This window comes from Enterobacter sp. 186315, assembly GCF_053290175.1.
On record NZ_JBPTTK010000016.1, the window covers coordinates 1 to 13,080 of the forward strand.

General features: G+C 57.4%; 10 protein-coding genes. 5 read left to right on the forward strand and 5 right to left on the reverse strand.

Annotated features, from left to right (window positions below):
- A partial coding sequence (gene aceF, locus ACSVHP_RS16615) for a pyruvate dehydrogenase complex dihydrolipoyllysine-residue acetyltransferase (RefSeq protein ID WP_447552479.1) occupies positions 1-1,511 on the forward strand: 1,511 nt, incomplete at its 5' end.
- A 175-nt stretch (positions 1,512-1,686) separates the two neighbouring features.
- Positions 1,687-3,111, forward strand: a complete 1,425-nt coding sequence (gene lpdA, locus ACSVHP_RS16620) for a dihydrolipoyl dehydrogenase (protein WP_234672513.1) — start codon at positions 1,687-1,689, stop codon at positions 3,109-3,111.
- A gap of 94 nt (positions 3,112-3,205) precedes the next feature.
- Here lpdA and ACSVHP_RS16625 read toward each other — a convergent pair whose 3' ends face one another.
- Together ACSVHP_RS16625 and ACSVHP_RS16630 are read right to left on the reverse strand one after the other, a co-directional pair.
- Positions 3,206-4,000, reverse strand: a complete 795-nt coding sequence (locus ACSVHP_RS16625) for a DUF2950 family protein (protein ID WP_447552480.1) — start codon at positions 3,998-4,000, stop codon at positions 3,206-3,208.
- Positions 4,001-4,010: 10 nt separating this feature from the next.
- Positions 4,011-5,597, reverse strand: coding sequence for a DUF3300 domain-containing protein (locus ACSVHP_RS16630; RefSeq protein WP_447552482.1), 1,587 nt, complete (start codon positions 5,595-5,597; stop codon positions 4,011-4,013).
- Between the two features lie 417 nt (positions 5,598-6,014).
- Here ACSVHP_RS16630 and acnB point away from each other — a divergent pair, with 417 nt between their 5' ends.
- Both acnB and yacL read left to right on the forward strand, forming a co-directional pair.
- Positions 6,015-8,612 carry a bifunctional aconitate hydratase 2/2-methylisocitrate dehydratase gene (gene acnB, locus ACSVHP_RS16635; RefSeq protein WP_234672520.1) on the forward strand — a complete coding sequence of 866 codons (2,598 nt, stop codon included), beginning with the start codon at positions 6,015-6,017 and terminating at the stop codon, positions 8,610-8,612.
- 207 nt (positions 8,613-8,819) lie between these two features.
- Positions 8,820-9,182: a protein YacL gene (gene yacL / locus ACSVHP_RS16640; protein WP_234672521.1), complete on the forward strand. Its 363-nt coding sequence runs from the start codon at positions 8,820-8,822 to the stop codon at positions 9,180-9,182.
- A gap of 32 nt (positions 9,183-9,214) precedes the next feature.
- Here yacL and speD read toward each other — a convergent pair whose 3' ends face one another.
- From speD to ACSVHP_RS16655, 3 genes are all read right to left on the reverse strand, one after another.
- A complete protein-coding gene (gene speD, locus ACSVHP_RS16645; RefSeq protein ID WP_234672523.1) occupies positions 9,215-10,009 on the reverse strand; it encodes an adenosylmethionine decarboxylase in 795 nt (264 codons plus the stop codon).
- Positions 10,010-10,879: a polyamine aminopropyltransferase gene (speE, locus tag ACSVHP_RS16650; RefSeq protein ID WP_234672525.1), complete on the reverse strand. Its 870-nt coding sequence runs from the start codon at positions 10,877-10,879 to the stop codon at positions 10,010-10,012.
- 99 nt (positions 10,880-10,978) lie between these two features.
- Positions 10,979-11,326, reverse strand: a complete 348-nt coding sequence (locus ACSVHP_RS16655) for a YacC family pilotin-like protein (RefSeq protein ID WP_025756784.1) — start codon at positions 11,324-11,326, stop codon at positions 10,979-10,981.
- Positions 11,327-11,471: 145 nt separating this feature from the next.
- Between ACSVHP_RS16655 and cueO the strand changes: the two genes are divergently transcribed.
- Positions 11,472-13,031 carry a multicopper oxidase CueO gene (gene cueO, locus ACSVHP_RS16660; RefSeq protein WP_447552483.1) on the forward strand — a complete coding sequence of 520 codons (1,560 nt, stop codon included), beginning with the start codon at positions 11,472-11,474 and terminating at the stop codon, positions 13,029-13,031.
- The last annotated feature ends 49 nt before the right edge of the window (positions 13,032-13,080 follow it).

The following is a 13,080-nucleotide window of genomic DNA, read 5'->3' on the forward strand; positions in this document are numbered from 1 at the left end:
TTGAAGCTGAACAGTCGCTGATCACCGTAGAAGGCGACAAAGCCTCTATGGAAGTGCCTGCACCGTTCGCCGGTACCGTTAAAGAGATCAAGATCAACACCGGTGACAAAGTGTCTACCGGCTCCCTGATTATGGTCTTTGAAGTGGCGGGCGCTGAAGGCGCTGCGGCTCCAGCGAAAGCGGAAGCTGCTCCGGCACAGGCCGCTGCACCAGCAGCCGCTGGCGGCGCGAAAGACGTTAACGTACCGGACATCGGCGGTGACGAAGTTGAAGTGACCGAAGTGATGGTGAAAGTGGGCGACAAAGTTGCCGCTGAACAGTCACTGATCACCGTTGAAGGCGACAAGGCTTCTATGGAAGTCCCTGCGCCGTTCGCGGGTACCGTTAAAGAGATCAAAATCAGCACCGGCGACAAAGTGTCTACCGGCTCTCTGATCATGGTCTTCGAAGTAGAAGGCGCTGCGCCTGCTGCGGCTCCGGCTAAGCAAGAAGCGGCTGCACCTGCGGCGGCTCCAGCTCAGGCGGCTAAACCGGCTGCGGCTCCTGCTGCGAAAGCGGAAGGCAAATCTGAGTTTGCTGAAAACGACGCTTACGTCCACGCGACTCCGCTGATCCGCCGCCTGGCGCGCGAATTCGGCGTGAACCTGGCGAAAGTGAAAGGGACTGGCCGTAAAGGTCGTATCCTGCGCGAAGACGTTCAGAGCTACGTGAAAGACGCGGTGAAACGCGCTGAAGCTGCACCTGCGGCAGCCGCTGGCGGCGGTATCCCGGGTATGCTGCCGTGGCCGAAAGTCGACTTCAGCAAGTTCGGTGAAATCGAAGAAGTGGAGCTGGGCCGTATTCAGAAAATCTCTGGTGCGAACCTGAGCCGTAACTGGGTGATGATCCCGCACGTTACGCACTTCGACAAAACCGATATCACCGATCTGGAAGCGTTCCGTAAACAGCAGAACGCCGAAGCTGAGAAGCGTAAACTGGACGTGAAATTCACCCCAGTGGTCTTCATCATGAAAGCCGTTGCCGCTGCCCTTGAGCAGATGCCGCGCTTCAACAGCTCCCTGTCCGAAGACGGCCAGAAGCTGACGCTGAAGAAATACATCAACATCGGTGTTGCGGTTGATACGCCAAATGGTCTGGTTGTTCCGGTCTTCAAAGACGTGAACAAGAAGAGCATCACTGAGCTGTCCCGTGAACTGACCACCATCTCCAAGAAAGCGCGTGATGGTAAGCTGACTGCCGGCGAAATGCAGGGCGGCTGCTTCACTATCTCCAGCATCGGCGGCCTGGGTACTACCCACTTCGCGCCGATCGTGAACGCGCCGGAAGTGGCTATCCTCGGTGTGTCCAAGTCCGCGATGGAGCCGGTGTGGAATGGCAAAGAGTTCGTGCCGCGTCTGATGATGCCAATCTCTCTGTCCTTCGACCACCGCGTCATCGACGGGGCTGATGGTGCGCGTTTCATCACCATCATCAACAACATGCTGAGCGACATTCGCCGCCTGGTGATGTAAAAGAAAAGCCGGCCAATCGGCCGGCTTTTTTCTGATAATCTCATGGGGTTTGTGAGGTTATTGGCGAAAGCGATAACTCGTGAGCCGTTTGTTGTTTCAAAATTGTTAACAATTTTGTAAAATACGAGCGGATAGAACGACCCGGTGGACGACGGGTATAAATTAAGAGGTCATGATGAGCACAGAAATCAAAACTCAGGTCGTAGTACTTGGGGCAGGCCCGGCAGGTTACTCCGCAGCGTTCCGTGCAGCGGATTTAGGTCTGGAAACCGTCATCGTAGAACGTTACAGCACCCTCGGCGGTGTTTGTCTGAACGTCGGCTGTATCCCTTCTAAAGCGCTGCTCCACGTAGCGAAAGTTATCGAAGAGGCCAAAGCGCTGGCTGAACACGGTATCGTCTTCGGCGAGCCGAAAACCGATATCGACAAAATTCGTACCTGGAAAGAGAAAGTTATCACTCAGCTGACCGGCGGTCTGGCGGGTATGGCCAAAGGCCGTAAAGTGAAAGTGGTAAATGGTCTGGGTAAATTTACCGGTGCGAACACCCTGGAAGTGGAAGGCGAAAACGGCAAAACCGTGATCAACTTCGACAACGCGATCATCGCGGCAGGCTCTCGCCCAATCGAACTGCCATTCATTCCACATGAAGATCCACGCGTGTGGGACTCCACCGATGCGCTGGAGCTGAAAACCGTTCCTGAGCGTCTGCTGGTTATGGGCGGCGGCATCATCGGTCTGGAAATGGGCACCGTATATCACGCGCTGGGTTCACAGATTGACGTGGTTGAAATGTTCGACCAGGTTATCCCGGCCGCTGACAAAGACATCGTTAAAGTCTTCACCAAACGCATCAGCAAGAAATTCAACCTGATGCTGGAAACCAAAGTGACTGCCGTTGAAGCGAAAGAAGACGGTATTTACGTTTCCATGGAAGGCAAAAAAGCCCCTGCGGAACCACAGCGTTACGACGCGGTGCTGGTGGCAATCGGCCGTGTGCCGAACGGTAAAAACCTCGACGCGGGCAAAGCTGGCGTGGAAGTGGACGACCGTGGCTTCATCCGCGTTGACAAGCAGCTGCGCACTAACGTGCCGCACATCTTTGCTATCGGCGATATCGTCGGTCAGCCAATGCTGGCGCACAAAGGTGTTCACGAAGGTCACGTTGCCGCTGAAGTTATCGCCGGCATGAAGCACTACTTCGATCCGAAAGTGATCCCATCAATCGCCTACACCGAGCCAGAAGTTGCCTGGGTGGGTCTGACTGAGAAAGAAGCGAAAGAGAAAGGCATCAGCTACGAAACCGCCACCTTCCCGTGGGCTGCTTCTGGCCGTGCTATCGCTTCCGACTGCGCAGACGGCGTGACCAAGCTGATCTTCGACAAAGAGACTCACCGTGTAATCGGTGGTGCGATTGTCGGTACCAACGGCGGCGAGCTGCTGGGTGAGATCGGTCTGGCAATCGAAATGGGTTGCGACGCTGAAGACATCGCGCTGACCATCCACGCGCACCCGACTCTGCACGAGTCAGTGGGCCTGGCGGCAGAAGTGTTCGAAGGCAGCATCACCGACCTGCCAAACGCGAAAGCGAAGAAGAAATAAGTTTCTTCCTGATTGCGAAACGCCTCCTCTGGAGGCGTTTTTTTTGTCTGGAGAAACAGCGCCGGGTGGCGCTGCGCTTACCCGGCCTACCGTTTTACGGTGCGACAGGCTGCCAGGTTTTATCGGGATCGTATTCCTTAAGCGCCTGCGCTTTTTGCCCTGAATCCTTGCCCAGATCCCTCTGATACACCTTGTCGTCCTGATTAATCACAAAGCTCATGACCCCCGTCTGACCATAGTCGACAGGCCAGGCAACCATCGCAAAGCCGTTATGTTTGTCCGGCAGGATGCGGAAGCGATATCCGTGATAGCCCGCGCCGGGCTCGGACGGGCTAAATGCCGGGCCGAGCGGGCTGGGCGCTTCGCCGGGCGCGGCTGGCCAGTAGAGGCCATCTTTTTTACCTTCTGAACTGACAATCTTCTGCGCGTAGGTTTGCGTCATCGCGTAGTAACTTTGCTGCGCGTCCACGTAGGCGTGAAGCGCTTCGATGGCGGCCAGCTCGTTGCGCCCGATCTCGCGGGTCAGGATCTCGTCGGCGCCCGCCTGAATATCAAACTGCCAGCCGTTCGCGGTCTTCACGATAGGGATAGGCAGCTGCCAGCTGTTCTCACCCACGACCAGGTGCGCCACATCGCCGCTTATCACCGTGTTGTGCTGCACCTTCCAGTCGCGCAGGAAGCGGTCGACCGCATCAGGATCGACGCCTTCGGCAGGCAGGAAGTCGCGCCAGCTGTCGCCGAGCAGGCTGCTCATGGCGCTTTCATTGTGTTCGCCAATCGCAGCGGTCAGGGCATCGCTTGCCTGATCCGGTGTGCTGAAATGCTGCTGGGCCTGCGCGAGGGTGGATGCCATCAGCAACACGATCCCACTGAATAATTGAGTCTTCATGTCGGCTCCCTTAACGATGACGGAATTCACGGTGCGCAGGGGCCTGCCGCGCCTCCAGGTTGCGCGACGCAAGCTGACGGCTCTGCGCACCGCGCTGCTGCTGCGCCTGCCAGTTGCCGGAGCGACTGTCGTTGCCGCTCAGCGCGTTGGCGCGCGTCTGGCTGACGCGCTGGGATAGATTACGTTGCTGCACTTCCCGCTGCGGGGCGGCGTGTGAAGCTCTTAGCTCTTGCCTTTGCGGGGCCGCCTTGCGGTTCTCCCGCGCCTGCTGCACGTTTTCTCTTTTCGCGGTCTGCGCTTTGCCGGTGTCGTACCCGCGATAGTTATTGCGCCGGGAAATCTGCTTCAGCTGCTGGTTCGCGGCCTGACGCTGGGCCTCTTTGGTGCCGCTGCGCGCCGTTTGCGGGAAGGTCTTCCCGGTGGATTTTTCCATTTGCGCCAGCGCTGCCTGACGCTGATTGTCGCGGCTGACCGGTTTCTGCTGCGTTGAGCTCAGCCCCGTGGGCGTACTGGTGGAGTGGAAACGGGTGTTCAGCTGACTGTTCGGATACGGCACGCCCTGACGATAGGCTGGGTTATGCTGCCAGGTCCGGTTCGCGTCGGTGAGGTGTTGTCCGCTGATTTTATTGAAATTATTCACGTTGATATTGATGTTGTTATCACCGTTGCGGTTATAGCCGCCGTGATGATCCCAGTCGTCATCGTGATGGTGGTGGTCCCAGTCATCGTCGTCATCCCAGTCGATATTGCTAAATATCGCATAGGTGGTTGCCACGCCGAGGCTAAACCCTAAGCCGTTAACAAAGCTGTTGGTGAACTGCTGGCCGGGCGAAGGCGGTAAATAGGTTGGCGGGTAGGCGGTATTCGGCCAGGTGCCGTACACCGTGTTCGGGTTATACGTCGGGACGTAAATCACCTGCGGGTCGGCAGATTCAATCTTGATCACCGTCGGGCTGGCGGTGGATGTAGTGGTGCTGGTGGTCGTGGTAGTTTGCGTGGCGGCGGTTTTGGCCGGAGCCGGTTTGGTCACGGTGGTGACCGTCTGCTGCGGGGTGGATTGCAATGCTCCGGTCTGCTGCGCCAGCAGGCGCAGGCGCTGTACGGAGTCCATCACGTCTTTAGGCTGGGCGAGAAACGCATCCCCCAGGCTTTGCACCCACGGCGGGTTTTCGCCCATCAGCGACATCAGCTGAGGGAAGGCGACCAGCGATTTCACGCTCGGATCCCACGGCTGGCCCGCAACGGCCTGAACGGCGGCATCGCCCTGCATTTTGGGGTTGTCCTTCGACCACTGCGCCGCCTGGATGACGTTCGCCGGATAGGTGGAGGCCATCAGGATTTGCGACAGCAGCGCGTCCGGGTAGAGCGCAATGGGCGCGACCCACTGGTCGATCTGCGCGGGCGTGTAGGTTGGAGCAACAACGGCCGCAGGCTGCGCAACCGGAGCTGGAGCAGCGGTTGCGGGTTGTTGAGCAACGGGGGCAGGGGTAACGGGGGTTTCCGTTGCGCGGCTTTTGACGAACATCGCGCCAGAGGCGGCAAACAGCCCGGCACTGCACAGAAGAACAAGCAGATGTGGCTTAAAGGGCAACTTCATAAAGTGACTCCAGAGAGAGCTTTGCCGTAAGGCGATACTGTTGCCGCGAGTATCATTTACCCGCTCATGACAGTTTTGACTTTAATTGGGAAACCACCCGATCTGACCCGATAAAGAGTGTGTGCATTTATGACACAATTATATCTGATGCCCGAAAAGTCGCTGGGTTTCAAAAGCCCGCTCACTATATTCAGCGTTGAATTTTGTGCCTGAAATCCGCCCGGTTCTGCCGCTATACCATCCTTAACGATTCAGCAAATATTTTAATGTTGCTTTTTTGTAAACAGATTAACACTGTGCAGAAATCCTGCTATGCTGCCCGACGCGGTATCGGGCAATTACCCTACAAACTGCTGTCTCACAGGAGCGTGAAGAGAACGCCGGCCGCATATGACAATGAGAGCGAGGAGAACCGTCGTGCTAGAAGAATACCGTAAGCACGTAGCAGAACGTGCCGCCGAGGGAATTGTACCCAAACCTTTAGATGCAACCCAAATGGCCGCGCTCGTCGAGCTGCTGAAGAACCCGCCTGCGGGCGAAGAAGAATTCCTGTTAGATCTGCTGATTAACCGCGTACCGCCTGGCGTAGATGAAGCTGCCTACGTAAAAGCCGGATTCCTTGCTGCCGTTGCCAAAGGCGACGCAACCTCCCCACTGGTTTCTCCTGAAAAAGCCATTGAACTGCTCGGTACCATGCAGGGCGGCTACAACATTCATCCGCTGATTGACGCGCTGGACAACGACAAGCTGGCGCCGATTGCCGCCAAAGCGCTCTCTTCTACGCTGCTGATGTTCGATAACTTCTACGATGTGGAAGAAAAAGCCAAAGCGGGCAACGTCTACGCGAAGCAGGTGATGCAGTCCTGGGCTGATGCCGAATGGTTCCTGAACCGCCCGGCGCTGGCTGAAAAAATTACCGTTACCGTCTTCAAAGTGACCGGTGAAACTAACACCGACGACCTGTCTCCGGCACCGGACGCCTGGTCCCGTCCTGATATCCCTCTGCACGCGCTGGCGATGCTGAAAAACGCCCGCGAAGGCATCCACCCGGATCAGCCGGGCAGCGTTGGCCCGATCAAACAGATCGAAGCGTTAGCCGCTAAAGGCTTCCCGCTGGCCTACGTCGGTGACGTTGTAGGGACAGGTTCTTCCCGTAAATCCGCCACCAACTCCGTGCTGTGGTTCATGGGCGATGACATCCCGCACGTGCCGAACAAACGCGGCGGCGGCCTGTGCCTGGGCGGTAAAATTGCCCCTATCTTCTTCAACACCATGGAAGATGCGGGCGCGCTGCCAATCGAAGTGGACGTGAGCAACCTGAACATGGGCGACGTGATTGACGTTTACCCGTTCAAAGGCGAAGTGCGTAACCACGACACTAACGAACTGCTGGCGAGCTTCGAGCTGAAAACCGACGTGCTGATCGACGAAGTGCGCGCCGGTGGCCGTATCCCGCTGATCATCGGTCGCGGCCTGACCACCAAAGCGCGTGAAGCGCTGGGCCTGCCGCACTCTGACGTGTTCCGTCAGGCGAAAGACGTGGCGGAAAGCAGCCGCGGCTACTCCCTGGCGCAGAAAATGGTCGGTCGCGCATGCGGCGTAGCGGGCGTGCGTCCTGGCGCGTACTGCGAGCCGAAGATGACCTCCGTAGGTTCTCAGGACACCACGGGCCCAATGACCCGTGATGAACTGAAAGACCTGGCGTGCCTGGGCTTCTCGTCTGACCTGGTAATGCAGTCCTTCTGCCACACGGCGGCGTATCCGAAGCCGGTTGACGTCACCACGCACCACACGCTGCCGGACTTCATCATGAACCGCGGCGGTGTTTCTCTGCGTCCGGGCGACGGCGTTATCCACTCGTGGCTGAACCGTATGCTGCTGCCGGATACCGTCGGCACCGGCGGTGACTCCCATACCCGTTTCCCTATCGGTATCTCCTTCCCGGCGGGCTCTGGTCTGGTGGCGTTTGCCGCCGCGACCGGCGTGATGCCGCTGGACATGCCGGAATCGGTACTGGTGCGCTTCAAGGGAAAAATGCAGCCGGGCATCACCCTGCGCGACCTGGTGCACGCGATCCCGCTGTACGCCATCAAACAGGGTCTGCTGACCGTTGAGAAGAAGGGCAAGAAAAACATCTTCTCTGGCCGCATTCTGGAAATTGAAGGTCTGCCGGATCTGAAAGTAGAGCAGGCGTTCGAGCTGACCGATGCCTCTGCCGAGCGTTCCGCTGCGGGCTGTACCATTAAGCTGAACCAGGCGCCAATCGAAGAGTACCTGACCTCCAACATCGTGCTGCTGAAGTGGATGATTGCAGAAGGCTACGGCGATCGCCGTACGCTGGAGCGTCGTATTCAGGGCATGGAAAAATGGCTGGCGGATCCGCAGCTGCTGGAAGCCGACGCTGACGCAGAGTACGCGGCGGTGATCGACATCGATCTGGCGGATATCAAGGAGCCAATCCTGTGTGCGCCAAACGATCCTGACGACGCGCGTCCGCTGTCTGCGGTGCAGGGTGAAAAAATCGATGAAGTGTTTATCGGTTCCTGCATGACCAACATCGGCCACTTCCGTGCGGCGGGTAAACTGCTGGATACCCACAAAGGCCAGCTGCCGACCCGTCTGTGGGTGGCGCCGCCAACCCGTATGGATGCGGCTCAGCTGACCGAAGAGGGCTACTACAGCGTATTTGGCAAGAGCGGTGCGCGTATCGAAATCCCTGGCTGTTCCCTGTGTATGGGGAACCAGGCGCGCGTGGCCGACGGTGCGACGGTGGTCTCCACCTCTACCCGTAACTTCCCGAACCGTTTAGGCACCGGAGCGAACGTCTTCCTGGCCTCTGCGGAGCTGGCGGCGGTTGCGGCGCTGATCGGCAAGCTGCCAACGCCGGAAGAGTACCAGACCTTCGTGGCGCAGGTTGATAAGACGGCGGTGGATACCTATCGCTATCTGAACTTCGACCAGCTTTCTCAGTACACCGAGAAAGCCGACGGGGTTATCTTCCAGACGGCAGTATAAAAGCTACCCTCTCCCGTGGGAGAGGGGCTGGGGGTGAGGGCACCAGATCGCACCTGACCCATTGCCCGGTGGCGCTACGCTTACCGGGCCTACAAAACCCATCGCAACGGCGGTGGGTTTTTTATTTTCATTCCTCTACGCTCCCACGCTTTTTTTCTTCCTCTCTGCTGCGATAATTACCCTAATGGCTTTGCAGAGGAAAACACGATGGATTACGAATTTCTGCGCGACATCACCGGGGTGGTGAAAGTGCGTATGTCGATGGGCCACGAAGCGGTTGGGCACTGGTTTAACGAAGAGGTGAAAGAAAACCTGTCACTTCTTGACGAGGTTGAGCAGGCGGCCCGGACGGTAAAAGGCAGCGAGCGCTCCTGGCAGCGTGCGGGACATGAATACACGCTGTGGATGGATGGCGAAGAGGTCATGGTGCGCGCCAACCAGCTTGAGTTTTCGGGCGACGAGATGGAAGAGGGGATGAACTACTACGACGAAGAGAGCCTGTCGCTGTGCGGCGTTGAGGATTTTCTTTCGGTCGTGGCGGCCTACCGCGAGTTCATGAAACAGAAGTAACCTACCCCGGAGCGTCCCTGCTCCAGGCACCTTTACACGGCCGGGATATTGCGGCCGTAGTAGATTTCGCGCATCTCTTTCCAGAGCAGGTCGGTGATCGCCGTCCGCTCCTCTTCGCTCAGATCTTCAGGTCGGGTATGGAACATGTAGTGCTTAAGATCGAACTCTTTAAGCATCATCTTGGTGTGGAAGATATTTTCCTGGTACACGTTCACGTCCAGCATGTCGTACAGCGATTTCATGTCGTCGGACATAAAGTTCTGAATCGAGTTGATCTCGTGGTCGATGAAATGCTTCATGCCGTTAATATCGCGCGTAAAGCCGCGCACGCGGTAATCGATGGTGACGATATCGGACTCAAGCTGGTGAATTAAATAGTTCAGCGCATTCAGCGGGGAGATCACGCCGCAGGTTGAGACTTCAATATCGGCGCGGAAGGTACACAGCCCGCCTTCCGGATGGCTCTCCGGGTAGGTGTGTACGCAGATATGGCTCTTATCCAGGTGCGCCACCACCACTTCCGGCAGCGGGCCAGGGTGCTCGGTTTTGTCGATAAGCTGTGGGTCGACCGGCTCTTCGCTCACCAGAATGGTGACGCTTGCCCCCTGCGGCTCATAGTCCTGGCGGGCGATATTGAGGATATTCGCGCCGATAATCGAGCAGGTCTCAGACAGGATCTCCGTCAGGCGGTTGGCGTTGTAGAGTTCATCGATATAGGCGATATAACCATCGCGCTCTTCTGCCGTTTTGGCGTAGCAGATATCGTAAATACAAAAACTCAGGCTTTTGGTCAGGTTGTTAAAGCCATGCAGTTTAAGCTTTTTCAATTAGTTCACCCCCTCAGATGACAGTGCGTCCTGCAAATATTGCGGTAAGGCAAACGCTGCGGTGTGTACCGCCGGATTGTAATAACGGCATTTCAGCCCCGCCTGGTGGAAGCGTGCCTGAATGATTTCCGTCGAGAGATGGCGCAGCACCTCGTTGTCGGTGGCCCACGCAAACGTCATGACACCGCCGTAGTAGGTGGGAATGGCCGCCTGATAGAAGCTAACGTCGGAAAAATAGGTGCTGAGCTTGCGGTGGCTGTCGAGTGCTTCATCCTGTTGCAGGAAGCAGACGCCGTTCTGCGCCACGAAGATCCCGCCCGGCTTGAGGCAGCGCTTGCAGCCTTCGTAGAACGATGAGGTAAACAGCGACGCGCCGGGGCCAATCGGGTCAGTGCAGTCGGAGATAATCACATCGAAGGTTTGCGAGGTCTGGTTAACAAAGTTCACGCCGTCGTCGATCACGAGGGTGAAGCGCGGATCGTCATAGCTTCCGGCATTGTGGTTTGGCAGGTACTGGCGGCAGAAAGAGACCACCCCGGCGTCGATCTCCACCATGGTGATGGATTCAACGGTTTTATGGCGAGACACTTCGCGCAGCATCGCGCCGTCGCCGCCGCCGATAATCAGCACATGCTTTGCGTGGCCGTGGGCCAGCAGGGGAACGTGGGTCATCATCTCGTGGTAGATAAACTCGTCGCGCTCGGTGGTCTGCACCACGCCGTCGAGCGCCATCACGCGGCCAAAGGCGGCGTTTTCGAAGATGATGAGATCCTGATGATCGGTTTTCTCGTGATAAAGCACATTATCAACGGCAAAGTACTGACCAAACTGGTCATGCAGCGTTTCATGCCATACCGTTTTTTCGGACATGGGTGATACCTCTTTCGTTAACATCCATTATCGACAGCAGAATGGCGCAACCACTGACCGCGATGAGGCGGCCAGCCGGACAACGAGAGGCGTCGGGAATTATTTGACGTAGGCGAGCAGGCTAAGTGAATCGCGAGCCAGCGCTTTGCATTTCTTGGCAGTGGGAATGCCGATACCGCTTAAATCACGGTAGCTGTCTTCACCGAGCGCCTTCATGTCGAAGCTATCGTAGTTGCTGAGATCCCATTGGTTCTGCTGGGCAAAAAAGACCAGTGCGCGACGAATCTGCCCGTTGGGTAAATTCTGGTAACCACAATCGTTTTTCAGGAATACAAAAACCGCCGTTAAATCGGCCATATCTTCCGCTTCATTTTCACTTAGCGCATAACTGTTCGCACACATTGCCATCAGGCTGCTGAACAAAATTGTCCTGAAAAACGTCTTCATTGCTTCTACCACTGCGTCACGGAAAATTAACGTTAGCATACTTGATGCCAACGCGACGATCTTTATTATCTCGGCGTTGCTTGACCTTCCGGTAAGGGGAGGGTTTAAGCTCAATTAATCGCCTGCTGGAAATAAGGAAATGAACATGCAACGCCGTGATTTTTTGAAATATTCCGTTGCGCTGGGGGTTGCCAGCGCGTTACCACTCTGGAGCCGTGCCGCTTTCTCTGCCGACAGACCCGCGCTGCCGATTCCGGATCTGCTTGCCGCCGACGCCCGTAGCCGCATTCAGCTCGTCGTTCAGGCGGGTAAAACCACCTTTGGGCCGCACACCGCGTCAACCTGGGGCTATAACGGCAATCTGCTCGGCCCGGCAATTCAGCTACGCAAAGGCAAAGCCGTCACCGTCGATATTCATAACACTCTGGCGGAAGAAACGACCGTTCACTGGCACGGGCTGGAGGTCGCGGGTGAAGTGGACGGCGGTCCGCAGGGCATTATCAAGCCCGGCGGCAAGCGCAGCGTGACCTTCACGCCCGACCAGCGCGCCGCGACCTGCTGGTTCCACCCGCATCAGCATGGCAAAACCGGCCATCAGGTCGCGATGGGTCTGGCGGGCCTGGTATTGATTGAAGATGACGAAAGCCGCCTGCTGCGCCTGCCCAAACAGTGGGGCATCGACGATATTCCGGTGATTGTGCAGGACAAGAAATTCACCGCCGACGGGCAAATTGACTACCAGCTGGACGTGATGAGCGCGGCGGTAGGCTGGTTCGGCGATACGCTGCTGACCAACGGCGCGATTTATCCTCAGCACGCCGCGCCGAAGGGCTGGCTGCGTTTGCGCTTGCTGAACGGCTGTAATGCCCGTTCCCTGAATTTTGCCGCCAGCGATAAGCGCCCGCTGTACGTGGTGGCCAGCGACGGTGGCCTGCTGGCCGAGCCGGTGAAGGTGACGGAACTGCCGATGCTGATGGGCGAGCGTTTTGAAGTGCTGGTGGACATCAGCGACGGCAAAGCCTTTGATCTCGTGACGCTGCCGGTGAGCCAGATGGGGATGGCCGTTGCGCCGTTTGATAAGCCCCATCCGGTGCTGCGCATTCAGCCGCTCCAGATTGCCGCCTCCGGCATCCTGCCGGATACCTTAGCCACCGTGCCCGCGCTGCCAGCGCTTGAGGGGCTTACCCAGCGTAAACTTCAGCTTTCAATGGATCCGATGCTCGACATGATGGGGATGCAGGCGCTGATGAAAAAATACGGCAATCAGGCGATGGCCGGGATGCACCACGGGCAGATGATGGGCCATATGAATAGGGATCACGGCAAGATGGGCGGAATGGATCACGGCGCGCACGGCTTTGATTTCCACAACGCCAACCGCATCAACGGCCAGGCGTTTGATATGAACACGCCGATGTTCGCCGCCGCCAAAGGCCAGTACGAGCGCTGGGTGATTTCAGGTGAGGGCGACATGATGCTGCACCCGTTCCACATCCACGGCACGCAGTTCCGCATTCTGTCTGAGAACGGTAACGCGCCGGCCGTGCATCGCGCGGGCTGGAAGGATACGGTCAGGGTTGAAGGGGGCGTGAGCGAGGTGCTGGTGAAGTTTGACCACGACGCGCCGAAGGAGTTTGCCTACATGGCGCACTGTCATCTGCTGGAGCATGAAGATACAGGGATGATGCTCGGGTTTACCGTATAAAAAGCCGGGTGGCGGCTACGCCTTACCCGGCCTACGTCTGGCAGGTGCT

Bases quoted from the DNA above. Each gene is read 5' to 3' on its own strand.
- lpdA (WP_234672513.1), top strand. From the start codon at position 1,687: ATGAGCACAGAAATCAAAACTCAGGTCGTAGTACTTGGGGCAGGCCCG.
- ACSVHP_RS16625 (WP_447552480.1), bottom strand. From the start codon at position 4,000: ATGAAGACTCAATTATTCAGTGGGATCGTGTTGCTGATGGCATCCACC.
- ACSVHP_RS16630 (WP_447552482.1), bottom strand. From the start codon at position 5,597: ATGAAGTTGCCCTTTAAGCCACATCTGCTTGTTCTTCTGTGCAGTGCC.
- yacL (WP_234672521.1), top strand. From the start codon at position 8,820: ATGGATTACGAATTTCTGCGCGACATCACCGGGGTGGTGAAAGTGCGT.
- speE (WP_234672525.1), bottom strand. From the start codon at position 10,879: ATGTCCGAAAAAACGGTATGGCATGAAACGCTGCATGACCAGTTTGGT.
- ACSVHP_RS16655 (WP_025756784.1), bottom strand. From the start codon at position 11,326: ATGAAGACGTTTTTCAGGACAATTTTGTTCAGCAGCCTGATGGCAATG.
- cueO (WP_447552483.1), top strand. From the start codon at position 11,472: ATGCAACGCCGTGATTTTTTGAAATATTCCGTTGCGCTGGGGGTTGCC.